This is a genomic window from Clostridium putrefaciens, from assembly GCF_900461105.1.
GTDB classification, from domain to species: Bacteria; Bacillota; Clostridia; order Clostridiales; family Clostridiaceae; genus Clostridium_L; species Clostridium_L putrefaciens.
In genome coordinates, this window is sequence record NZ_UFWZ01000001.1 from 1176847 (window position 1) to 1199613 (window position 22767).

At 28.1% G+C, this 22767-nt stretch carries 22 protein-coding genes; 15 read left to right on the forward strand and 7 right to left on the reverse strand.

Annotation, left to right across the window (positions count from 1 at the left end):
- The first annotated feature begins 50 nt into the window (after window positions 1-50).
- A complete protein-coding gene (locus DY168_RS05020; protein WP_115640767.1) occupies window positions 51-1775 on the forward strand; it encodes a methyl-accepting chemotaxis protein in 1725 nt (574 codons plus the stop codon).
- Between the two features lie 108 nt (window positions 1776-1883).
- Here the strand turns inward: DY168_RS05020 and pssA are convergent, their stop codons facing one another.
- Window positions 1884-2402, reverse strand: coding sequence for a CDP-diacylglycerol--serine O-phosphatidyltransferase (gene pssA / locus DY168_RS05025; RefSeq protein ID WP_115640768.1), 519 nt, complete (start codon window positions 2400-2402; stop codon window positions 1884-1886).
- A gap of 294 nt (window positions 2403-2696) precedes the next feature.
- On the opposite strand from pssA, the gene DY168_RS05030 reads away from it, so the two are divergent.
- From DY168_RS05030 to DY168_RS05040, 3 genes are all read left to right on the forward strand, one after another.
- The gene (locus tag DY168_RS05030) at window positions 2697-4118 is read left to right on the forward strand and encodes a HEAT repeat domain-containing protein (RefSeq protein ID WP_115640769.1); all 1422 of its coding nucleotides are present in this window, start codon (window positions 2697-2699) and stop codon (window positions 4116-4118) included.
- A gap of 93 nt (window positions 4119-4211) precedes the next feature.
- Window positions 4212-4664 (forward strand): hypothetical protein, encoded by a 453-nt coding sequence (locus tag DY168_RS05035; protein ID WP_115640770.1) that lies wholly within the window; start codon window positions 4212-4214, stop codon window positions 4662-4664.
- Between the two features lie 20 nt (window positions 4665-4684).
- The gene (locus DY168_RS05040; RefSeq protein ID WP_242984154.1) at window positions 4685-5104 is read left to right on the forward strand and encodes a GGDEF domain-containing protein; all 420 of its coding nucleotides are present in this window, start codon (window positions 4685-4687) and stop codon (window positions 5102-5104) included.
- 156 nt (window positions 5105-5260) lie between these two features.
- Here DY168_RS05040 and DY168_RS05045 read toward each other — a convergent pair whose 3' ends face one another.
- Both DY168_RS05045 and DY168_RS05050 read right to left on the reverse strand, forming a co-directional pair.
- Window positions 5261-5596: a hypothetical protein gene (locus tag DY168_RS05045; RefSeq protein WP_115640772.1), complete on the reverse strand. Its 336-nt coding sequence runs from the start codon at window positions 5594-5596 to the stop codon at window positions 5261-5263.
- Window positions 5597-5709: 113 nt separating this feature from the next.
- Window positions 5710-6084, reverse strand: coding sequence for a YtxH domain-containing protein (locus tag DY168_RS05050; RefSeq protein WP_115640773.1), 375 nt, complete (start codon window positions 6082-6084; stop codon window positions 5710-5712).
- A 390-nt stretch (window positions 6085-6474) separates the two neighbouring features.
- Here DY168_RS05050 and DY168_RS05055 point away from each other — a divergent pair, with 390 nt between their 5' ends.
- Both DY168_RS05055 and yaaA read left to right on the forward strand, forming a co-directional pair.
- The gene (locus DY168_RS05055; protein ID WP_115640774.1) at window positions 6475-6885 is read left to right on the forward strand and encodes a CBS domain-containing protein; all 411 of its coding nucleotides are present in this window, start codon (window positions 6475-6477) and stop codon (window positions 6883-6885) included.
- A gap of 77 nt (window positions 6886-6962) precedes the next feature.
- A complete protein-coding gene (gene yaaA / locus DY168_RS05060) occupies window positions 6963-7697 on the forward strand; it encodes a peroxide stress protein YaaA (RefSeq protein ID WP_115640775.1) in 735 nt (244 codons plus the stop codon).
- Window positions 7698-7754: 57 nt separating this feature from the next.
- On the opposite strand, the gene DY168_RS05065 is transcribed toward yaaA, so the two are convergent.
- The gene (locus tag DY168_RS05065; RefSeq protein WP_115640776.1) at window positions 7755-9233 is read right to left on the reverse strand and encodes an ISLre2 family transposase; all 1479 of its coding nucleotides are present in this window, start codon (window positions 9231-9233) and stop codon (window positions 7755-7757) included.
- A gap of 338 nt (window positions 9234-9571) precedes the next feature.
- Between DY168_RS05065 and rpsA the strand changes: the two genes are divergently transcribed.
- The 6 genes from rpsA to DY168_RS05095 all read left to right on the forward strand — a co-directional run bounded on the left by rpsA (window position 9572) and on the right by DY168_RS05095 (window position 16767).
- Window positions 9572-10822, forward strand: a complete 1251-nt coding sequence (rpsA, locus tag DY168_RS05070) for a 30S ribosomal protein S1 (RefSeq protein WP_242984054.1) — start codon at window positions 9572-9574, stop codon at window positions 10820-10822.
- Window positions 10823-10976: 154 nt separating this feature from the next.
- Complete coding sequence (locus DY168_RS05075; protein ID WP_172556270.1) at window positions 10977-11525, forward strand: tetratricopeptide repeat protein; 549 nt, start codon at window positions 10977-10979, stop codon at window positions 11523-11525.
- A 5-nt stretch (window positions 11526-11530) separates the two neighbouring features.
- Window positions 11531-12388: a response regulator gene (locus DY168_RS05080; protein ID WP_115640778.1), complete on the forward strand. Its 858-nt coding sequence runs from the start codon at window positions 11531-11533 to the stop codon at window positions 12386-12388.
- Between the two features lie 125 nt (window positions 12389-12513).
- Window positions 12514-13968, forward strand: a complete 1455-nt coding sequence (locus DY168_RS05085) for an aminoacyl-histidine dipeptidase (RefSeq protein WP_115640779.1) — start codon at window positions 12514-12516, stop codon at window positions 13966-13968.
- 156 nt (window positions 13969-14124) lie between these two features.
- Window positions 14125-15927: a M3 family oligoendopeptidase gene (locus tag DY168_RS05090; protein ID WP_242984055.1), complete on the forward strand. Its 1803-nt coding sequence runs from the start codon at window positions 14125-14127 to the stop codon at window positions 15925-15927.
- A gap of 48 nt (window positions 15928-15975) precedes the next feature.
- Window positions 15976-16767, forward strand: a complete 792-nt coding sequence (locus DY168_RS05095; RefSeq protein ID WP_115640780.1) for a rhomboid family intramembrane serine protease — start codon at window positions 15976-15978, stop codon at window positions 16765-16767.
- A gap of 46 nt (window positions 16768-16813) precedes the next feature.
- On the opposite strand, the gene DY168_RS05100 is transcribed toward DY168_RS05095, so the two are convergent.
- Together DY168_RS05100 and DY168_RS05105 are read right to left on the reverse strand one after the other, a co-directional pair.
- Complete coding sequence (locus DY168_RS05100; protein WP_172556271.1) at window positions 16814-18271, reverse strand: HAMP domain-containing sensor histidine kinase; 1458 nt, start codon at window positions 18269-18271, stop codon at window positions 16814-16816.
- Window positions 18272-18276: 5 nt separating this feature from the next.
- On the reverse strand, window positions 18277-18960 hold the full coding sequence (locus DY168_RS05105) for a response regulator transcription factor (RefSeq protein WP_115640782.1): 684 nt from the start codon (window positions 18958-18960) through the stop codon (window positions 18277-18279).
- Between the two features lie 123 nt (window positions 18961-19083).
- On the opposite strand from DY168_RS05105, the gene DY168_RS05110 reads away from it, so the two are divergent.
- The 3 genes from DY168_RS05110 (at window position 19084) to DY168_RS05120 (ending at window position 21952) form a co-directional block, all read left to right on the forward strand.
- Window positions 19084-20022 (forward strand): alpha/beta hydrolase, encoded by a 939-nt coding sequence (locus DY168_RS05110; protein WP_115640783.1) that lies wholly within the window; start codon window positions 19084-19086, stop codon window positions 20020-20022.
- A 125-nt stretch (window positions 20023-20147) separates the two neighbouring features.
- Complete coding sequence (locus DY168_RS05115) at window positions 20148-20648, forward strand: TspO/MBR family protein (protein WP_115640784.1); 501 nt, start codon at window positions 20148-20150, stop codon at window positions 20646-20648.
- A gap of 152 nt (window positions 20649-20800) precedes the next feature.
- Window positions 20801-21952 (forward strand): amidohydrolase, encoded by a 1152-nt coding sequence (locus DY168_RS05120; protein ID WP_115640785.1) that lies wholly within the window; start codon window positions 20801-20803, stop codon window positions 21950-21952.
- Window positions 21953-22058: 106 nt separating this feature from the next.
- Here DY168_RS05120 and DY168_RS05125 read toward each other — a convergent pair whose 3' ends face one another.
- Window positions 22059-22766 carry an LrgB family protein gene (locus tag DY168_RS05125; RefSeq protein WP_115640786.1) on the reverse strand — a complete coding sequence of 236 codons (708 nt, stop codon included), beginning with the start codon at window positions 22764-22766 and terminating at the stop codon, window positions 22059-22061.
- Window position 22767 lies beyond the last annotated feature (1 nt).

Genomic DNA, 22767 nt, shown 5'->3' on the forward strand with positions numbered 1-22767 from the left:
TGTTAACATAGTGTTAAAAGTAAAATATGACAGAAGGAGATTAATATATTATGATGAAAAATATTAAAATCAAGAGCAAAATTACAATAGGACTTATAACTGTTATGCTAATTATGTCATTTGTTATTATTATATCCTATGATTGCAACATTAAAACTAACAAGCAAATAAATGAGAATATATATACATATGAAATTATAAGGGAAGCGGATTTGCTTAATACAAGTATTGTAGACATGGAGACGGGTATTAGAGGATACGGTATAACTGGAGATAAAGAATACCTAGAGCCTTTTAACAATGGTAAATTAGAATCAAGGGCACATTTGAATAAGTTAATTGAATTAACTAAAGGAGATGAACAACAACAAACAAGACTTGCAAACCTCAACAGCTCTATAAATAACTGGATTGCAAGAGAAGGTGAATCCTTAATAGGAATAAGAAGTAAGGTTAATTCAAATGAGCTTACCCTAGATAGAGTTGCATACTTTATGAGTACAAAACAAGGCAAAAAAAATATGGCTGATATAAGGAACATTTCAAAGGAATTTGTGCAAGTAGAAAAAGATAAACTGGATATTAAAATAAATGATATGCATGATTGGCAAGTAAGTGCTAAAACTATAATGATTTTAGGCACACTTATATCACTTTTAATAGGATTTATTGCCATATACATAGTGGTTAGATCTGTAACAAAACCTATTAATCTCCTTCAAAAAGAACTAGATGCACTAGCTAGTAGTGGTGGAGATCTTACTAAGACAATAGATATAACCTCAAAAGATGAAATAGGTGGACTTGCATCTAGTTTAAATAGATTCATTCAAGAAATTAGAGGTATAATCTTACAAGTTAATGAAAATGGATTAGGTATGAAAAATAATGTGCAAGATATAACAAAATCGATGATGTCACTAAATAATGAGATATTAGATGTGAGTGCTAGTACTGAGGAGTTATCATCTAGCATGGAAGAAACAGCTGCAGCAACAGAAGAAATGAATTCATCCGCAGATGAAATAGCTAAGATAATAGAGGCGTCATCTAAAAAGACTGAAATAGGAGTTAAACAATCAGCGGAAATAAGAGAAAGAGCAGAAAATATAAGGAATCATGCAGAAATTTCATCTAAGCAATCTTACGAAATATATGAAAAAAGTAAAGAAACATTGGAAAATGCTATGGAAAAATCTAAGGTTGTAGAACAAATAAATATTTTTTCGGAAACTATATTAGAAATATCATCAAAAACTAATCTTTTAGCTTTAAATGCAGCTATAGAAGCGGCTAGAGCTGGGGAAGCTGGGAGAGGATTTTCAGTTGTTGCTGAAGAAATTAGGAATCTTGCAGAGCAATCAAACGAAACAGTATCAAAGATTAAAGCTGTTACTTTTGAGGTTATAGATGGTGTAAAAGAACTTACAAGGTCCTCTTCTGATATATTAGAATTTATAAATAATAAGGTTATAAAAGATTATGAGAATTTAGTAAGTATTGGACAAGGATATAGTAAAGATGCAGATTACGTATCTACTACAATGCAAGATTTTAATTCTATGCTAAAATTAATTGAGGAATCCCAAAATAGTCTCTTAAAAGTTATCGAGGATATAACGAGTACATCCTATGAAGGAGCTAAAAATACATCTAGTATATCAGAGAAAGCCTTAATGGTGAGGGGGAATTCTGAGTCAATAGTTGAAAGTGCAACAGGTGTTAGGAATAGCTCAGACAAACTTTTAGAAACGGTTTCAAAGTTTAAAGTTTAACAAAACGGGTGTAAAAGGTTTTACACAGTAATAAATAAAAAACTATCTGTAATTTTTACAGATAGTTTTTTATTTATCTATATTATTTTGATCAATATAGATAAGTAATTATCTTTTTTGGAACCTTATATTACTCACCATAAGGTAAGATAAGATTGCTGCTAATATTACAATTATAGAAGGATTCATAAATCTAGCTTTTGTAACGAGTACAAATAAAGCAATTAATATACCAGCAAAGGTTATTGGTATGCCTTTAAATACGCCATCAAAATCTGAGATGTTATATCTTGCAAGTCTATAAGCACCAGCTATAGGAAAGGCTAATAATACCATATATCCTAGAAATCCTATTGATTTAAAACTATATAAATTAAATATTAAAAGTGCAGGTGCTACACCAAAGGATATTAAATCACTAAGAGAATCAAGCTCTTTTCCTATTTCACTAGATACATTTAATGCTCTTGCCACAATACCGTCATATCTATCAGCTAAGCCCGCCAATATTATGAATAAGCTTGCTAAAATATAATTTCCATCTAAGGTCATAAGCAAAGACATAACTCCACATCCTAAATTGCTTAATGTAAGAACATTAGGTATAGCGTTTTTAATTTTATACATATTATCTAAACCCCTTTCATTAATAAATATCCATAATCTAACAACGTGGAATATATATAGTTTATATTGTTAAATTATAAACTTATAATTGATTAAGTAATTATATATAATTAACCAGTATAAATTTTAAGAATGATACTAATATATATTATATCATCAATAAGTATAAATAACATTACTTCAATCTTAAAAGAACCTTAAACTATAAAGGGTAAAATTACTTTCAAACGATAGCATTTCATTTTTAATACAAGATATGATAATATAAAAATAAAAACATAAAAGGTGATATGTATGATTAATTATTTAAATATGACACCCTATGAATTAGGGGAGAGCGCAAATATAGAAAGTATAGTGCATATTATAGAATACATAAAAGATGGAAGTGTTAATGAAAAAAGGCTAGCAGCCTCTGCCATTAGGAAGCTTTCCATTTATTATAAAGATGAGTGCAATAAAGCTATAGAATATCTTATAAGGAATTTAGATACTACAGCACCTCAGCTTAGACAATACTCCCTAAAAGCGTTGAAAGAATTAGATTTAACTGAGGAACATTTATTAATTTTAAAAAAATATATAAAGAGAGAAAATAAAGAGTATAATTCTATTATATATAATGAAATTTTCATTAAGTATCATCATACTAAAAATGAAATTATAAAAGAGAATGCTATAAAAGAAGAAATTCGCGCTAATAAATCACCTAACTTATCTAAGTTTCCTAATTTATCTAACTTGTCTATAATGGAATATTTTAATGGCACAAAGGAGATTCCCACACAGTTAAAAGAAGGTTATAAAATTGAATCACAAGTATTTATAAACAGCCTCTATAAATCAGCACAGTTAATAATAAATGATAAAACAATTTTACAAATTTTTGAAAAGAGATATGGCATAAATAAATATTATACACTTCAATCTTTAAGCAAAGAATACAATCTATCTAGAAATTATATTGAAGATTCTATGGAGAATTGTATTAATAAGATTGCAGAGACCATAATAGAAGAATCACATAAAGAAAGGTCCGAAAATCATTTTAAAAATATATATAATACCATTACACAAGTTGTTAAAATAGAAGAGAAGAAGACATTTATAGAAAGATTAGTTTTATTTTTATATTGTGGATTTCCTAAAAGCCATTTAAAACTTATGATTAACGTAATAATGATGGTTATTTATAATACCCCAAAAGAATGGAAGCAAGAATCTGTAATATCATCTTATGATAAATTCCTAGATAATTTAGATAAAAGCAAACGGAAAAATGATTTTAGAAAGGTATTATACGAAAATGTTTCTTGGCCAAAAGATATAAAGATATTAGAATTAGAACAATTTAAGAAGATAAATACTATTGACTATCTAAAAAAGGATTTAGAGAAAAGAGGTAAAATTATTAAAAGTGAAAAGATGAATATTGATATTTACTATAAGTCGTTGTATCAAAAAGATTTGTTGAAAAATTTAGAGTTACTAGAGGAAGTAGTTTTTTATAGTACTTTTAACTTTAGATTAAAAAGCTATGATGATGGGGAGTATTATATTAGTGACATTTTTTTTGTTTTGAAAGATGGAAGAGGTGTTTTGATTCTTACACCTATTAATGAAAAAGACTTAAGTAAAATAAATAAAAATAGAGATTTGGCTTTTGAAAATTTATCCAAAGAAAAGGGGCTCGGTATATGGATATTTAAATCTTAAAATGGTATAAGATAACTTCATTAATTAAATTTATATATAGGTGTGATATACTATATGATAAATGGTATATTACAGTTGAAAGGTGAGTTTATCATGAATAGTTTAGAAGCTATAATTAAGAGCTTTACAGTATTAGGAAATCTTTATGATGATTTTAGAATAGTAGATCCTATAAAAAAGAAGGTAATTTACCGCAAGGGAGTTACTGATGTTTATGCTAGTCAAAATTGCTATGATTTTTGGAGAAAAGAAAGCCACTGTGAAAATTGCATATCTTCAAGAGCTTTTGTAGAAAAAGATAATTGTGTAAAGATTGAATATACCGGAAGCAAGGTTCTCTTAATTATGGCGACTAAGATACTTTATAGTAATAATAAATATATACTTGAAGCATTTAAAGATATAACCAATATAGGAATTATATCTGATATAGAAAGTAAGTCACAAGAATATATATTAAGTTATATTCAAGATATGAATAACAAAATTATAAGAGATGATCTAACTCACATATATAATAGAAGATATATAATAGAAGATATATAAATGAAAAATTACCTGTAGATATACTTTCAGTTAAATTATCTAAAATACCTTGTACGGTTGTGATGATTGATATAGATGATTTTAAAATAATAAATGATGAAAATGGTCATCTTGTAGGAGATAATGTATTAAGAGATTTTAGTCAATTTATAAATCATAAGGTTAATGCTGTAAATGGTTGGGTAGGTCGTTATGGTGGAGAAGAATTTCTTGTTTCACTTCCTAAGATGAATAAAGAGGATAGTCTAAACTTTATGGAAAAAATAAGATTAGATATAGAAAACCTATGTTTTAACTACAATAAAAAATATATTAAGGTAACTATTAGCTGTGGTATATATGAAATTAACGGATCGGAAGAAATAGATGAAGTTTTTACAAAGGCTGACAGAAGGCTTTATAATGCTAAAGGCAAAGGTAAGAATCGTATAGAAATTTAACTAAATGAAAATTAATATGATATAATGCAATATATTGGGAGGGAGATAACAATGAAGAGAAAATCAAAATTTGCTATAACCTTATTAGCTTTAACGGCATTAGTTTCTATAATAAATAATGATAAAAAGACAAAAAAAGAATAGGCTCTTTAGAGCCTATTTAAAAAATACATTTTTTACTATTAATATTATTTCTTTTAAAGTGATAAGGTAACCTTGTACATCGTCCTTTATGTCTATAGCATCAGCGGTTGTAGTAGTTAGAACTTCGCTGATGTCCTTAATGTTATCTGTGATTTCTGCTATGTTTTGAGAAGCTTTTGGAAGGTAATTTGTTACTTTGTTTATATTTAGTTCATTTTCACCTAAGATTTTGTCTACTCTAGTTAAAACTTTAGTTAATTTGTTTAAGGCCAGTATTAAATATATTAATGCAGTAGCAGCTAAAATACCTAATATTGCATACCCTAAACCTGAAAATGTGACATACATCTTAAAATCTACCTCCTTTATTTTTCAGAATCATTAGTGTTAGATTCATCATTTTTCTCTTCTACGTAATCTCTTATCTTTGATTTATCTTCTTTATAAATCTTTTTAGAATATTACTTAGTTTCATTTACAACATTTTCTACTTCTGATTCAGTTTCTTCAGAAATATCCTCAGAATCTTCTAAAACTTGTTTAGATTCTCTTAACTTATTTTTTATTTTGCACTTTGCTTCAGCACTTTTACATTTAAAATCTTCAGCCTTAACTTTAATATTTTCACTTAAATTTTGAGATTTGTCTTTAACGGTATCATTTAAGGTTTGAGCAGCATTTTTGATATCATCTCTAGTGTCCTTTCCGGACTTTGGAGCAAGTAATACTCCCGCAAGTGCACCTGCAGTTGTTCCGATTAGTGCATTTGTTAGAGCACGTGCTCTTTCTTTTCTCTTAATTTCCTTTTTCTTCTTTTCTAACATTGATTTTAACATTGAATATACCCCCTTAGATTCTTATAAATAAAATAAATATCATAAATGGTAATAGTAAAGTCAAAAGTTATTAACAACTAATTTAAATTACTCTTTAATAGATATTATGTACCATTATATCTATTTTTTCTTCTCAATTCAACATATTAAATGAGTTTTAGCCATAATTAATTGATTATTTAAAATTATTGACACATAGAAACCAATAATTCTTTTAATTGTAAATAAAATTTATGGTTTTAGTCATTTGTATGGAAGAAATACATATTATTATAATGTGTATTATTAAAGTATTTGTAAAGTTTTAAAATTTGTTTATTATTAATGAAATTTTATGATAAAATATACTTAGAGAATAAAAAGAAATTTTTTAAGAGGAAAGGATTTAAAATGAATATTGCATTTTTTATTACACCTAAAAATGATGTTGTTCATGAAACTTTAGATGCAACAATGAGACAAGTATTAGAAAGGATGGAGTATCACGGTTATACAGCTATACCACTTATAGACACTGACGGTAAATATGTGGGGACATTGACAGAGGGAGACTTATTATGGAAGTTAAAAAACACTCCAGATCTTACTTTTAAAAATACATCAAAAGTAAGTATAGAAGATGTTCCAAGAAAAACAAAACATAAATCTGTATCTATAAATGCTAACATAGAAAGTTTAATATCACTTTCTATTAGCCAAAACTTTGTTCCGGTAGTAGATGATAATGGAATATTTATAGGAATAATCAAAAGAAGTGATATAATAAACTATTGTTATAAAAATATGGAAAGCTTAGGTTAATAAATTTAGCAAAAACTACTTCTTTTTAGGAGTAGTTTTATTATTTATGTATAAAATTTTGAAAGGAAAATATATTTATGAAGATAATAATTTCCCCGGCGAAGTCTTTAGAATTTAAGAAAGATATACCTTATGAAACTTATTCTAAACCAGAGTTTTTAAATTGCGCTGAATATTTAACAAAAGAACTAAAAAGATTGTCAAAAGAAGAGATAGTAAGCCTTATGAATATTAGTTATAAGCTATCAGAAATGAACTTTTATCGTTATCAAAGTTGGAATAAAGATTTAAATGAAGGCACTAGGCAGGCTATATATGCTTTCGATGGAGATGTTTATAAAGGGTTAAATGCTTACGATTTTAATGAATCAGAAATAGATTTCGCTCAAAATAATCTTAGAATATTATCAGGGCTTTATGGTGTTATTAGACCTTTAGATTTAATAAAACCTTATAGATTAGAAATGGGAATTAAACTTAAAAATAATATGGGGGATAATTTATACACCTATTGGGAAGATATATTAACGAATTATATTAATAATGATTTAAAAGATGACAAAGAAAAGATACTACTCAATTTAGCATCAAAAGAGTATTATAAGGTTTTAAATAGACAATATATAGATAAGGATATAAAAGTCTTATCTCCTGTATTTAAGGAATATAAAGATGGAAATTATAAAATAATAACTATATATACGAAAAAAGCAAGAGGATTGATGGCTAATTATATAATTAAAAATAAGATAAATAAATTAGAGCAATTAAAAGGTTTGAGTCAAGTAAAAGTGGGCAACTATTTTATTTGATTTATTATCCATTATTTTACATGAGGTATTTATAATTTACCCTACCCATTTTTATTCTTAATTGTAACTAAAACTTCCAAATCCTTTTAATCCACAAAGTTTTTGTATTACTTTTCTTCCCAAGGTAACCGCAGCTCCACTATAAGGAATAGGCGCGGTATGTATCTTATATTCTTTAGATTCCGTACCCTTTTTATTAACCGCGGAAGCGGATAAAGGTATTTCACGAATTACAGTATCTATAACACCCTTCGGGATAATGTTTTTATAGATTTTATCCAAGGTACTAAATAATCTATTGCTGAACTTTTCTGCTAAAATTTTAGATAAGTTATCGGCTCCATTAATAGACCAGCTCATTTTTCTACCTTTCATTCTATGTGCTAACACATCGCAAATGTTATGTTCCATAGTCCCTAATTGCCTATATTCTATCCCTTCGGGTGCCGTAGGCATAGTTATATTGTCTCTTAATTTATATGGAACTAGGCCCTCTTTATTATGTACAAAATAGTCATATAGCTCTGTAAGCTTTTTAAAAACAACTTCATCTTTATTATTTTCTATCATCATGTTAACAATTGCTTCCAACCCTTCATCAACTTTCCCTTGCCTAAATAACTTAAGTAAGACTTTCTGTTCTTTTTTATCACTTACTTTTCTAATAATTGCTTGGCTTATATGAAATGGATCCAGTTGAAAGTGTATGTCTTGATCTTCACAGGTTGCTTTTATCCACTTTGCACCATCTCCATTTAATATCCTAGTTTCTATTTCATCAACATTATACTTTTCAGCAATGGTTGCTTCCGCAACTTTTTTAAAGTGGCTAGAACTATTAAAACTTGCACAAACAGTTTTATCAATAACAACATATTCTTTTTTACTACCTGGACGCAACTTCCAACCTGTATAAGATACTGCTAATTTAAGTTCTTTTTTTCTATTCTTACCCTTTGGTCTATCTTTTCCCTGAATGGATAACCATACCCCGTCTTGCTCCTGAAATAGCACTGGTACTTCCTTTTCGCCTTTCAACGCACCTTTTTCATTTAGTTCAATCTTACGCTTTTCTAGTTCATTTATCTTTTCTCCAACCATTTGAACTATGTTCCAAACTCCTTGAGCACTAATTTCCTGATTACACATTGTTTTTATATTTTCAGCTGTTTTTCTAAAAGATACTTCTGACACGTTAGTTAAAATAGTTTCTACAAGATTTATAGATACATTACCTATGGTGTCCATGCCTAGATACTCATCTAAAAGGAACTTAGTAGCTGTTTTACCATCTTCAAGTTCAAACTGATAGATACGTCTTGAATATTCAACATCCCCCATAATCGTTCTTAAACAAGTCTTTTTAAGTCCCTTATTTCTATATACTTTAATATCTCTTTCTTTAAGTAGCTTTTCATCTAAAGCTTCCAACACATTTTTTAAAACATGGCAGGCTTCATCACAAACCATCTTATAAATCTTTTTCTCTATCTCCTTGAAAGTTAAGCCGTTTTCATTTAAACTAACATTATACATAAATTCAACTCCATTCAGTTTTGTCTAGATAATAAAATTATAATGGATAATTTATGTATTGGGGAGATGTTTTTGCATCTCCTTTTATTTATATAGTTTTTTATACTAGTTCTGCCTACTAAAATTATACTCTAACAATTAAAAGAATTTAATTCAGAGGGATATGCTTTTAGAGATAATATGAGTACTGAAGAGAATCTAGTTTTTACCAGAGGATAAACGGTTAAGGCTAAATTTTCCTATAAAGATAACTGAAAGGGAATGAAAAGTACGTAGGAGATGTTTTTATGATATAATTTCAATATAGATATATAATTTTATGATTAGGAGTGGATTTTATGGAAGATAATATAAAAGGTGAAGAAATAAAATTAGATGATATGGTAAAAGGTGAGGTAATTAAGGAGGAGAACGAAACGCAATTAATAGAAGGTGCAGATACAAAAGAAGAAGAAATTACTAAAGATTCTTATGATTTTAAAAAGATTCAAAAAGGTGACGTTATAAGTGGAACTGTAATTAGTGTTAATAAACAAGAAATATTCGTAAATATAAACTATATGGCGGATGGGATAATACCAAAATCTGAAGCAATAGAAAATATTGAAGAAGAGTTGGAACCTTTATTTAAAGAGGGTGACAACGTAAATGTATTAGTAATGGAATTAAACGATGGTGAGGGAAATGTACTTTTATCTAAGAATAAAGCGGAAGCTATTAAGGTTTGGGACGACTTTGAAGAATCTTTAAAAGAGTCTACTTTATTATCAGTAATGATAAAAGAGGAAGTTAAAGGTGGATTAATAGGGTATATAAAAGGTGTAAGATTATTTTTACCAGCATCTCATGTTTCAATAAGACATATAGATAATCTGAAAGATTTTATAGGTAAGTCTTTAGAGGTTAGAGTTATTGAACTAGATAGATTAAAAGGAAATGTAGTAATTTCTAGAAAAGTAGTAGAATTAGATGATCAAAATAAAAAAGGTGAAGAGCTTTGGAAAGAACTTAAAATTGGTGAGAAAAGAAAAGGCCAGGTAGTTAGGTTGGCTAAATTTGGAGCCTTTGTTGATATTGGTGGCATACAAGGATTGATTCATATATCTGACCTTTCATGGAAGAGGATATCAGACCCACAAGAAGTAGTATCTGTAGGGGATGAAGTTCAAGTATATATATTAGATTTTGATAAAGAAAAAAATAGAGTATCACTTGGACTTAAAGATTTAGAAGCGGATCCTTGGAATACCGTTAATACTAAATATAAAGTAAATGATATTGTTGAAGTAAATATAAGTAACATTGCAAAGTTCGGAGCATTTGCGCAAATAGAGCCAGGAGTAGAGGGACTTATACCTTTAGGAGAGATACAAGAAGAAAGGGTAATAAATGCATCTGATATCTTACAAAAGGGTCAGAAAGTTAAAGTTAAGATATTAAACATGGATGTTGATGCTCATAGAATAACTTTAAGTATAAAAGAAGCCATTGATGATGGAATAGATTATTCATCTTTTAATGAAAAAGCAGATAATATAACTCTTGCTGATATATTAGGAGATAAATTGAAAAGCTTTAAAGTAAACTAAAATAACATAATAATTAAAATAAGAGAAGATTAATAAAGTAATCTTCTCTTATTTTAATATAGATTTTAATAATAACTATAATAAGTTCAAAAATTATGGTAATATACAATATATTATGTCTTATTTTAAGAAAGTATATCAAAGGTGGATTGCTATGAGTGATAAAAATAAAACCAAGGAATTTATGTCCTATGGAAATGCATTTTATTTTGAAGAACCAAAGTTGAATAAAAGAAAAAGTATTTCAGGATTAATAATGTTAATTCTATTCTCACTAATAAACCCATTACTAATAATAGGATTAGTAATTTATTTATTTTACATAATATATAAAATGAAAGTATATAAATACAAAGAAAACATAGAGGCTTTAAATGCTATAAGCCTATATAAAAAGGAAAGTTATAAAGAAAGTTTAATACATATAAATAACGCCTTAAAAGAAAGGCCTGATAGTTCTAAATTTAATATAATTAAAGCTTTAAATCATTTTAAATTAGGAGAATATGAAAAATATATATTTTATATAGATAAGATTCCCTATAAGATTTTAAAAAATGATCTAGACTTACAATTAAAATTAGGAGAAAGCTATGAAAAAACAAAGGATTATGAAAATGCAAGGAACATATATAATAAATTGCATAAAATGTTTCCGAAGAGTTCTTATTTAAAAGAAAAAACAACCAATTTAAGTAGGTGAATATATTGAAAAGAGTTGTAATTTTAGATAGTAAGATTTACATGAGATATAGGGTAAAAGAATTAATAAAAAAAGAAGATATTGAAGTATATGAGGCATCTAATTATTCACAGCTTTTAAATAGACTTTTAGAATTAAAAAATTCTGTAAGCCTTATAATTATTGAAATTAATTTAAAAGAAGAGGATGGACTCGAAATAATAAAGAAAATTAGAAAGAAAAAAATAGATATTCCATTTATGGTACTTACAAATCTTAATACTATGGATGCATTTTCAAGAGCTATAAAAGAAGGTGCAATAGATTATTTTGTAAAACCTTTTGATGAAATTAAGTTTAATGAAAGAGTAAATAGACATGTTAATGGAGACTTTACAATAAAGTCCATAAAGGTACACAGTGGAAAGGAAAAATCTTTAAACATTGACGAATACATTGAGTATGAAATTGAAAAATCCAGATCTAAAAATTATCCTTTATCAATGATAATGACAGTATTTTTTAAGCCCTTAAAAAATTTAACTATGGATATGAATAATGATAATATGCTAATTGAAGATTATGTTTATGGAAAATTGAAAAGTTTATTGTCAGACCTACAATATTTTGAAAAATATAGTTTTAGAACATTTATAGGAATTTATCCTAATGTTGATGAAAAATATATAAGTAAATCATCAATGAATATGATTGATAAAATTAAAAATATAAAAGATAGGGATAGTATATTAAAAGAATACTATTTTGAAAATGTTGAAATAACATTTCCATTAGAAGGTATGAATAAAAAACAAATAATGGACAAGTTGACAAATAAGATAGAAGAAAAAATAAAGATAAAGCAAACACAGATAATAAAGTAATTATAACTATAAAATGATTTAAAAATAAAACATTTATTTCCTTTTTATAGTGAAAGCTATCCTCATTTGTGATACTATGTATATATATTAAGAATATTTTTAACTTATAAGAGAGGAAGGATAATATGGATTATGTATTAAAAAATCTAGAACCTAAACCTGTTTTCAAATATTTTGAGGACATATCACAAATACCTCGTGGATCAGGAAATGAAAGAGGAATAAGTGATTTTCTTGTTGATTTTGCAAAAGCACGTGGACTTGAAGTAATTCAAGATGATGTACTAAATATAATAATAAGAAAAGATGGTACAAAAGGATATGAAAACTCACCAAGAGTTATAATACAAGGACATATGGACATGGTTTGTGAGAAAAATATAGGAACTGACCATGACTTTGAAAAAGATCCTTTAAAACTAAGAATAAAAGATGATTTTATATATGCAACAGACACTACACTTGGGGCTGATAATGGAATAGCAGTAGCTTATGCAATGGCGCTCCTCGACTCTAAGGAAATACCTCATCCACCATTAGAAGTTCTTATAACTACTGATGAAGAAACAGGTATGACAGGGGCTTCAAATTTGGATCCTAAAAATGTTGAAGGAAGAATACTTATAAACGTAGATTCAGAAGAAGAAGGAAAACTTCTTGTAAGTTGTGCTGGTGGACTTAGAAATAAAATAACTTTACCTGTTTTATTTGAAGATAGTAAGGAGTATAAAGACATATATACTATTAAAATAAGAGGCCTTAAGGGCGGACACTCGGGTATGGAAATAGATAAGGGTAGAGCTAATTCAAATAGACTCATGAGCAGAATATTAGTAAATCTTTTAGAAAATATAGATTTTAGATTAATTTCATTAAATGGTGGATCTAAAAATAATGCTATACCAAGAGAGATGGATGCTTATATAGCTATAAATTCTAATGATTACAAAAAGTTAAATGAAATTATTGAGGAGTACAACAAGATTTTCAAAAATGAATATAAGACCGTGGATTCTGATGTTAAAGTGTCTTTAGAAAAAGTTAATGAGAATAAAAGACCATTTTCAAAAGATTCCACTGAAAAGGCTATAAGACTTTTATATATGATACCAACAGGAATACAATCTATGAGTATGGATATAAAAGGATTAGTTCAATCATCAACAAATCTAGGAGTTGTAACTACAACAAAAGATTCTGTAGTATTTGACAGTGCTGTTAGAAGTTCAATTGCTTCTTTAAGGGAAGATATATTACTTCAATCAGAAATGGTAGCAAAACTTTTAGGTGCGACTCTATATACTACATCTTCCTATCCAGAATGGGAGTATGATCCTGATTCTAAGGTAAGAAGAATATGCGAAAAGGTGTATAAAGACGAGTATGGCAAGGATGTAGAAATAGTTGCTATTCACGCTGGAGTAGAATGTGGATTATTCGAAGAAAGATTTGGAAAGCTAGATATGATATCCTTTGGTCCTAATTTATATGATGTTCACACTCCACAAGAACATGCTAGCATATCTTCTGTTAGCAATGTTTGGGATTATCTACTTGCTGTATTGAAAGCAATGAAATAAAAAATACAATAGTTGCAGTTTAAAGTCATTTTGGCATATATAAATATTAAAGATAAAAATTAAAGTATACAAGCATTAAGAGCGCTGCATCTATATTAGATTAAGCGCTCTTAAGTTATGTTTTAATTAAATTAGAATTATTAGGAGGAGAGGTTTATGGAAGAAGGAAAACTAGATATGAGATGGAGTCTTAAAGAACTTTATCCATCATTTGATAGTGAGGAATTTGTTAATGATATAGAAAGGTTAAAGGAAGATATAAATTTAGTAAACATTTGGACCCATAATATGATTAAAGGTTACGAGAATTTAGAAGAAAATATAGAAAGTTATATAGAAAGTCAAAATCAAATATGCTCTTTATATACAAGGCTTGCTAGTTTTTGTAGTTTGACCCTTTCAGCAGATGCATTAAATACTACAGCACAAAGTTATTTAGAAAAAGTTGAAAAAATATTTTTACCCATGGTAGAAGTGAGTACGATATTTAATAAGTGGATAATATCTTTATATGATATAGACTCCATAATAAATAGTAGAAATTCAATAAAAGAACATGAATTTTATTTAAGAGAAATTATAGAAAGAAAGGCATATGCTCTATCTGATAGAGAGGAATCAACAATATCTAAAATGAAGCAAACGGGTTCAGTAGCCTTTGGTAATTTACAAAAACTTTTGATATCTACACATAAGGTAGATATAGAAATTGAAGGTAAAATAGAAAGTATTCCCCTAACGATTTTAAAGAACTTTGCATTTAGCAATGATAAGGATATGAGGAAAAGTTCTTATGAAGCAGAACTTGAAAGTTATAAGAAAATCGAACAGCCTATTGTAGCTGCTTTAAATGGAATAAAAGGCGAGGTAATTACCATATCAAATATGAGAGGATATAAAAGCCCACTTCATTATACTTTGGTTAATAGTAGAATGGATGAAGATACCTTAAATTCTATGATGACTGCAGTTAAAGAAAGTCTTCCTGAATTTAGAAGGTATTATCAGCGAAAAGGTGAAATGCTAGGGCATAAAGATGGAATGCCATATTATGATATATTTGCACCAATAGGATCTAACAATAAAACTTATAGCTATGAAGAGGCAAGAGATTTTATAGTATCTAATTTTAGTTCCTTTTCAAATGATCTAGGAGGATTTGCACAAAATGCCTTTGAAAAAGGTTGGATAGATGCAGAGCCTAGGAATGGTAAAAGAGGAGGAGCATTTTGTAGTAATATTCACCCTATAAAAGAAAGTAGAATACTAAGTACGTTTAATGGCAGCTTTAAAAATGTAACTACATTAGCCCATGAGCTGGGGCATGGATATCATGGTCACATTTTAAGTAAACAAAGTTATTTAAATAGTAAATATCCTATGCCAATAGCAGAAACAGCGTCATTGTTTTGTGAAACATTAGTAAGAGATGCTGCCATAAATAATTCAGATAAAAAAACTGCATTTACTATTTTAGAAGGTGAAATAAATAATTCAAGTCAAGTAATAGTAGATATATACGCAAGGTTTATATTTGAAAAGGCTTTATTTGAAAAGAGAAAAAGTAGCGCTTTATCTTTAGAAGAAATAAAAGAAACAATGATTGAGTCACAAAAGAAGGCTTTTGGTACATCAATAATAGAGGCTACATTAAGCCCATATGCTTGGATAAATAAACCTCATTACTATTATGCTGAAAGAAACTTTTATAACTTCCCATATACATTTGGATTGTTATTTGCAAAAGGACTTTTTGCTAGATATAAAAAGGTAGGCTTTGAATTTACGAAAGAATATGATAAACTATTATCTATAACTGGGAAAGCCAGTTTAAAAGATATTGGAAATTCTATTGGTATTGATATAACTAAAATTGAGTTTTGGAGAGAATCTTTAGATGGTATAAAATATAATATACAAAAGTTTATAGATTTAAGTAAAGATAAAGATATTCTTTAAAAGTTTGATTTTTGAAAAAGCCTTTGGAGTTTACTAGGAGGCGTTAAAGTGAAGTGGCTTAATAAGCTTGAAAGAAGGTTCGGCAAATATTCAATTAAAAACTTAATGTTATATATAGCTTCATTAAACTTTTTAGTTTATTTACTAATTATGGTTGACCCCAATAATAATGTTGTGTCTAAATTAATGTTAAAACCTGAATTAGTATTGAAAGGTGAGGTTTGGAGGCTTATAACATTTATATTTATTCCACCTAACACTTCGGCCTTTTTTATAATATTTGCATTGTATTTTTATTATATTGCAGGAAGAGGACTAGAACAAGAGTGGGGTAGCTTCAAACTTAATGTATATTATTTATTTGGTATTTTAGGTACCATCATAGCTTCTTTCATAACTAAAGGATCTGCAACTGCTACATATTTAAACCTTTCTTTATTTTTAGCTTTTGCAAAGTTATATCCGGACTATGAAGTGCTTTTGTTTTTTGTAATACCTATAAAAATTAAATACTTCGCTTATATTAACTGGTTTATCATAATAGGCTCTATTTTAACTAAAAAGAGTTGGGGGTTAAAATTAGCAGCAATAGTTGCAATAATTAACTATTTGATATTTTTTGGTAAGGATATAGTTCAAAATAAGGTTCAGGTACGAAAGGTTCATAAAAGAAGAGAAAAGTTTAAATCTGAAATACCTTATAAAAGTTATATTCATAAATGTACTACCTGCGGTATAACTGAAAAGGATAACCCAGATATTGAATTTAGGTATTGTTCTAAATGTAATGGATATTATGAATATTGTACGAATCACATAAAAGATCATAATCATAAATAATGAATTTTAAAATTAGGCTTTGAATTTATAAATTCAAAGCCTGCTTTTATGATGTTAAACAATTATTTAAAAGAATTGTGAATTTAGTACCTTTATTTAAATCACTTTCTAAATTTATATTTCCATTGTGCATTTCTATAAGACTTTTAGATATAGCAAGACCAAGTCCTGTACCACCACTTTTATGATTTCTTGATGCATCAACTCTTACAAAAGGATTAAAGATATCTTTTTGAAGATGGGTAGGTATACCTATGCCATTATCTTCTATCGTAATGATTATGTCTTTATTAATAGTATATAAACACATAATAAAGTTCGTGTTATTAGGATTATACTTTATAGAATTCATTATTATATTACTAAGAGCTCTGTCTAAATGATTTTTATCAAAGGTGGCGATTATAGTCTTTTCGGGAATATCAAAATCATATTGAAAGTTCTTATCTTCCATCTTAGGTATGTATGAAGCAATAAGCTCTCTTAAAAACTCACAAATATCTAAGTCTTCAGTTTTTAATTTAAAATTAACACTTTGAAGTTTGGAAAACTCGAAAAGTTCAGTAAGCAAGTTATTTGCCCTAAGCGTATTTTGATTTATTACATTTAAATATCTTTTAGATTCACTTTCACTAATAGATTCATTTTTGATTAAATAATCTGAATAGCCAAGGACTATAGAAAGAGGATTTTTTAAGTCGTGAGAAATATCTAGTATTAGGCGTCTTCTAAGCTCTTCAGATTTTTCCTTTAACATCTTTTCATTTTCTAGTTTTTCTGCCATACTATTGAATACATCTCGTAATTCTCCAAATTCTGTTTTAGATTTTAAGTAGATTCTAGCTGAATAGTCTCCATTTGATATTTTATTAGAGCCTTCTATAAGTAATTTTAAGGGCTTAACAAAATTTTTAGAGGATATTCTAGAATATACAATAAGGCCTAATAACAAAATAAAAAGTGCTATAAAAACTGCTAACATAATAAAATATTTAGGTGATAACTTTCTATGATTCATCCTAAAACTTTCAGCAGAGTCCCTAGGTATTGCAATAATGAGTAAAAAGTCTTTTTCTTTATTGTATACAGTTTTATAAATATAGTTATAAGTAGAACTGTTAGGATCAGAAGATGAATAGGGTAGATATAGGGAATTATTAATGATTTCATTAAATGATTTTAAATCATATTTTTTGATTTTTGTAGTAGGACTTCCTTTTCTAAATATAACCTCTCCAGTATTGTTAATGACTTCTATGTATCCGCCAAGGTTTTCAATCTTTTCAGAATTAATATTAGTATAATCATCTCTCATTATGCTACTTGGATCATCTAAAATAGAATCTTGGAGGTTAAAATAAAGCGCCGTACCTATAAGTGTAGCAATTATTAAAGATAAAAATAAGATACCCGTCATTATGAAATATAATAATATATAATTTTTTAATAAAAGATTTGCTAGTTTCTTTTTATTTTCGTTATAATCAAGTTTTTTTTCTCTCATAAACATTATATTTTCTCCAATTTATAGCCTATACCTCTTATGGTTTTTAAATACTTAGGGGATCTAGGGTTATCTTCAATTTTATCTCTTATATGGCTTATATGAACCATTATTGTATTATCATCATCGTAGTAGGTATCCTTCCAAACTAGTTCATACAATTGTTTTTTAGTGTAAACCCTACCGGGGTTCTCCATAAGCAGTTCTAATATTTTATATTCTTTAGCATTAAAATCTAAGGGATTATTATCTTTAGAAATAGAACAACTTTCTTTGTCTAAAACTAAATCGCCTACAGTAAAGTTTACTCTTGATTTTTTATCAGAGTATTTATAATATCTCCTAAGTTGAGCTTGAATTCTTGCCATAAGTTCTAAAGGACTAAAAGGTTTTGTCATATAATCATCAGCGCCAAGGCCGAGTCCTAGAATTTTATCTGTGTCTTCATCTCTAGCTGTTAGAAAGATTACAGGGATTTCACTTATGTTTCTAATCTCTTTTAAAAGGGAAAAACCATTAAGTTTTGGCATCATCACATCTAGTATAGCAAGGTCTATAGGGGTATTTTTTAATATGTTTAGAGCTTCTACACCATCTTCTGCCTTAAAGACTGTATACTCTTCCATAGTTAGATGCAATTCAATTAAGTCACGTATATCTTGTTCATCTTCAGCAATTAGTATATTCAAAAGTTCACCGCCTTTAACGTTATAGCTACTATTATAATAGAACAATAACATAAAATACAACATTGATTTTAATATATACAGTGGTATGATTAATTTATAAAAGGTGAAAGTTGGAGGTGTATTATGAAAAGTAGTAAATTTATGTTTACAGATAAAAAAGGTAAAGACATTAATACTTATAAATGGGAGCCCGATAACTTATCAAAAGACAAAGGGTTAGTCATTCAAATCGCTCATGGTATGGCAGAAACTGCGCTAAGATATAAAAGGTTAGCAGAAAAGCTTACAGAAGATGGTTATATAGTATATGCGAACGATCATAGAGGTCATGGAAAGACAGCAGGTAAGGTAGAAAACTTAGGTTATATATCAGAAGATGATGGATTTTACGATATGATTTATGATATGAACGAACTAACTCAAATAATAAAGAAAGAAAATCAAGGTAAAAAAGTTGTTTTATTTGGACATAGTATGGGGTCGTTTTTATCCCAAAGATACATTCAAATGTACCCAAATGAATTAAATGGTCTAATACTTTGTGGAAGTAATGGAAAGCCAAAACCTATAGTTTCTATTGGCAAAGGTTTAGCTAAAATTCAAATAAAGAGCAAAGGAGAAAGGGCAAAAAGTGGCCTTATGAATAAACTTTCATTTGGTAGTTTTAATAAGCATTTTGAACCAACAAGAACAGACTTTGATTGGTTAAGTAGAGATGAAAGTGAGGTTGATAAATATATAAATGATCCTTATTGTGGAGCTATATTTACAACTTCTTATTATTACTATTTTTTAAAGGGATTAAAGGATATTCATAAAGAAGAAAATCTTAAAAACATACCTAAAAACATACCTATTTTTATAATTTCAGGTGGGGAAGATCCTGTAGGTAACTATGGTGAGGGTATAAAGAACCTTGTTAATTTGTATAGGGAATTAGGAGTAACTAATTTAGATTCTAAGATTTATCAAGGTGCAAGACATGAACTTTTAAATGAAATTAATAAAGAAGAGGTGATGAATGATATTTTATGTTGGATAAAAAGACAAAGGTTTGTTTAGAATTTAAAGCATATAAGTCTTATCCAAATTAAAATTATTATATAGTAATAATCATAATTTTAAAAAGTATAATTATCGTTAACAATGCATAATAGTAGTAAAGATAATCATAATAGGAGGGTTATATGAAAAATGTTTTTAAAGTTAAAGGTAAATATGACTTAGGGGCTCTTATAATAAGTTTAATTATAACGGAAGGAATAGGTTTTGTTATTGGGATGTTTATATCTAATAGCACTGATATTTATTCAAATTTAATAAAGCCAAGTTTTGCACCTCCAGGATATGTGTTTCCAATAGTTTGGGGAATTATGTATGCATTAATGGCAATTGCAGCTTACAGAATTTATCTTCATGGTAAAAGTGGAGTTAATATTAAACCAGCACTTTTCTTATACGCTATACAGCTTATCTTAAATTTTTTATGGTCCTTTATATTCTTTAAGTTTAATTTATATGGATTGGCATTTGTAGAACTTTGTTTATTATGGTTAGCCATTGTAATTACTACAGTTAAATTCTATAAGATTGATAAGGTTTCTGCATATCTTATGATTCCATATATACTTTGGGTCACATTTGCAGGGGTGTTAAACTTTTGTGTGTGGAAGTTAAATGAAATGTAATTTGAAAATGAATATTAAATTTTATTTAAATCTATACAATAGTTAATAATGGCAATACAGAATCACTAAATTTAGTGTTTATATTAAAGGTAAAAAATGAATTACTATAGAAGTATATATTATGCAGAATCTTTTATAGAATGGGTGATAAAATGTTAATAAAAAATGCTAAAATATATACTATGGCCAAAGAAAATTATGAAAATGGATCTATTTTAATTAAAAATGGTAAGATTACAAAGATAGGTGAAGATATTAAGGCGCCTTTAGGGGATCAGATTATTGATGTTAAGGGAGCGTTCTTAATGCCAGGTATAATAGATGCTCACTGTCATATTGGTGGTCAAGAAGCTAATATGGGATTTGAAGGTTCAGACATAAATGAAATGAGTGATCCTATAACTCCAGAACTTAGGGCTTTAGATGCTATAAATCCTAGAGATGAAGCCTTTACAAAGGCAATATGTGGAGGCGTAACTTCTGTTATGACAGGGCCTGGCAGTGCAAATGTTATAGGGGGCACCTTTGTTGCTATTAAAACATTTGGAATATCTATTGATGATATGGTGATTAAGGAGCCTGCAGCAATGAAAGTAGCCTTTGGAGAGAATCCAAAGAGAGTATATAACAGTAAAAACAAAATGCCATCTACGAGAATGGCTACAGCTGCATTACTTAGAAAAGCTTTATTTGATGCAAAGAACTATAAAATAAAAAAAGAAAATGCTAAAGAAAAAGATGAGTTTTTTGAAACTAATTTTAAGATGGAAGCTTTGCTTCCGGTTATAGATAAAAAGATACCATTAAAGGCGCACGCACATAGAGCAGATGATATATTAACGGCTATAAGAATAGCAAAAGAGTTTGATGTTCTTTTAACTCTAGATCATTGTACTGAGGGACATGTTATATCAAAATATATAAAAGAATCAGGATATCCTGCTATAGTAGGACCTACTATGAGTTTTAATTCTAAAATAGAGCTGTCAAATAAATCCTTTTCAACTCCCAAGGTTTTAATAGATTCAGGTGTTAAAGTTGCAATAATGACAGATCATCCAGTTATAGAGCAACAGTATCTATCATTATGTGCTGGGCTTGCTACTAAGGAAGGGTTAAGCTTTGAAGATGCACTTAAAGCCATAACCATTAATGCTGCAGAAATTATTGGAATTGATAATAGGGTAGGTAGCCTTGAAATAGGCAAAGATGCAGATATAGCAATATTTGATGGTAATCCACTAGAATCTATGACTAATTGTTTGTATACCATAATAGACGGGGAAGTAGTCTATAAAATGTAGGAGTGATATGTAATAAGGATAAACAAAATAAAAAAATGAGATGGACTAAAGTTCATCTCATTTTTTTATTTAATTATAAAGATATGTAATCTTAAAAGCATTTTAATTAAAGACCTAAGATGATTGTACATATATTATATATTAATGGAGAAATAAATACTGTTATTATACCCGCTACAGCGATACAAATACTACTTATAGCACCTTCTGTTTCACCAATTTCAAAGGCCTTAGCAGTACCTAATGCATGAGAAGCAGTTCCAAAAGCAATACCCTTTGATAGGCTATCATCAATTTTAAATATTTTAAATAATAAAGGCCCAATTATAGAACCTATTATTCCAGAAACAATTATTGCAAATACTGTAAGGGAGGGTATGCCGCCTAGACCTTTAGATATCTCTATACCTATAGGGACTGTAGTGGATTTAGGTATTAATGATTTTATTATGCTTAAATCCAAGTTTAAAGTATAAGATAAAAATATTATGGATACTATTCCAGCTATACTACCTACTAATATGCCTGATAAAAGTGGTATAAGATTCTTCTTTAATAATTCTAGCTTATTATATAATGGTACTGCAAGAACAACGGTTGCAGGTCCTAGGAAAAATGAAATAAACTTACCTCCAGAATTGTATTGTTCAAAGCTTATGTTAAACATAAGTAATGTAGAAATTATTAAGATAGTACTTATGAGCAAAGGGTTTAATAAGGGAGCTTTAAATTTATTATATAAAGCAATACTTATTTCAAAACATACTAAAGATATTAGCACTCCAAATAAAGGAGAATTAATTATTTCATCCAAT

What these genes read in the sequence shown, in the direction of transcription:
- DY168_RS05030 (WP_115640769.1), top strand. Translation starts at nt 2,697, where the DNA reads ATGATTAATTATTTAAATATGACACCCTATGAATTAGGGGAGAGCGCA.
- DY168_RS05020 (WP_115640767.1), top strand. Translation starts at nt 51, where the DNA reads ATGATGAAAAATATTAAAATCAAGAGCAAAATTACAATAGGACTTATA.
- yaaA (WP_115640775.1), top strand. Translation starts at nt 6,963, where the DNA reads ATGAAGATAATAATTTCCCCGGCGAAGTCTTTAGAATTTAAGAAAGAT.
- DY168_RS05110 (WP_115640783.1), top strand. Translation starts at nt 19,084, where the DNA reads ATGAAAAGTAGTAAATTTATGTTTACAGATAAAAAAGGTAAAGACATT.
- DY168_RS05055 (WP_115640774.1), top strand. Translation starts at nt 6,475, where the DNA reads ATGAATATTGCATTTTTTATTACACCTAAAAATGATGTTGTTCATGAA.
- DY168_RS05120 (WP_115640785.1), top strand. Translation starts at nt 20,801, where the DNA reads ATGTTAATAAAAAATGCTAAAATATATACTATGGCCAAAGAAAATTAT.
- DY168_RS05035 (WP_115640770.1), top strand. Translation starts at nt 4,212, where the DNA reads ATGAATAGTTTAGAAGCTATAATTAAGAGCTTTACAGTATTAGGAAAT.
- DY168_RS05100 (WP_172556271.1), bottom strand. Translation starts at nt 18,271, where the DNA reads ATGAGAGAAAAAAAACTTGATTATAACGAAAATAAAAAGAAACTAGCA.
- DY168_RS05085 (WP_115640779.1), top strand. Translation starts at nt 12,514, where the DNA reads ATGGATTATGTATTAAAAAATCTAGAACCTAAACCTGTTTTCAAATAT.
- DY168_RS05045 (WP_115640772.1), bottom strand. Translation starts at nt 5,596, where the DNA reads ATGTATGTCACATTTTCAGGTTTAGGGTATGCAATATTAGGTATTTTA.
- DY168_RS05115 (WP_115640784.1), top strand. Translation starts at nt 20,148, where the DNA reads ATGAAAAATGTTTTTAAAGTTAAAGGTAAATATGACTTAGGGGCTCTT.
- DY168_RS05065 (WP_115640776.1), bottom strand. Translation starts at nt 9,233, where the DNA reads ATGTATAATGTTAGTTTAAATGAAAACGGCTTAACTTTCAAGGAGATA.
- pssA (WP_115640768.1), bottom strand. Translation starts at nt 2,402, where the DNA reads ATGTATAAAATTAAAAACGCTATACCTAATGTTCTTACATTAAGCAAT.
- DY168_RS05075 (WP_172556270.1), top strand. Translation starts at nt 10,977, where the DNA reads ATGAGTGATAAAAATAAAACCAAGGAATTTATGTCCTATGGAAATGCA.
- DY168_RS05050 (WP_115640773.1), bottom strand. Translation starts at nt 6,084, where the DNA reads ATGTTAAAATCAATGTTAGAAAAGAAGAAAAAGGAAATTAAGAGAAAA.
- DY168_RS05090 (WP_242984055.1), top strand. Translation starts at nt 14,125, where the DNA reads ATGGAAGAAGGAAAACTAGATATGAGATGGAGTCTTAAAGAACTTTAT.
- rpsA (WP_242984054.1), top strand. Translation starts at nt 9,572, where the DNA reads ATGGAAGATAATATAAAAGGTGAAGAAATAAAATTAGATGATATGGTA.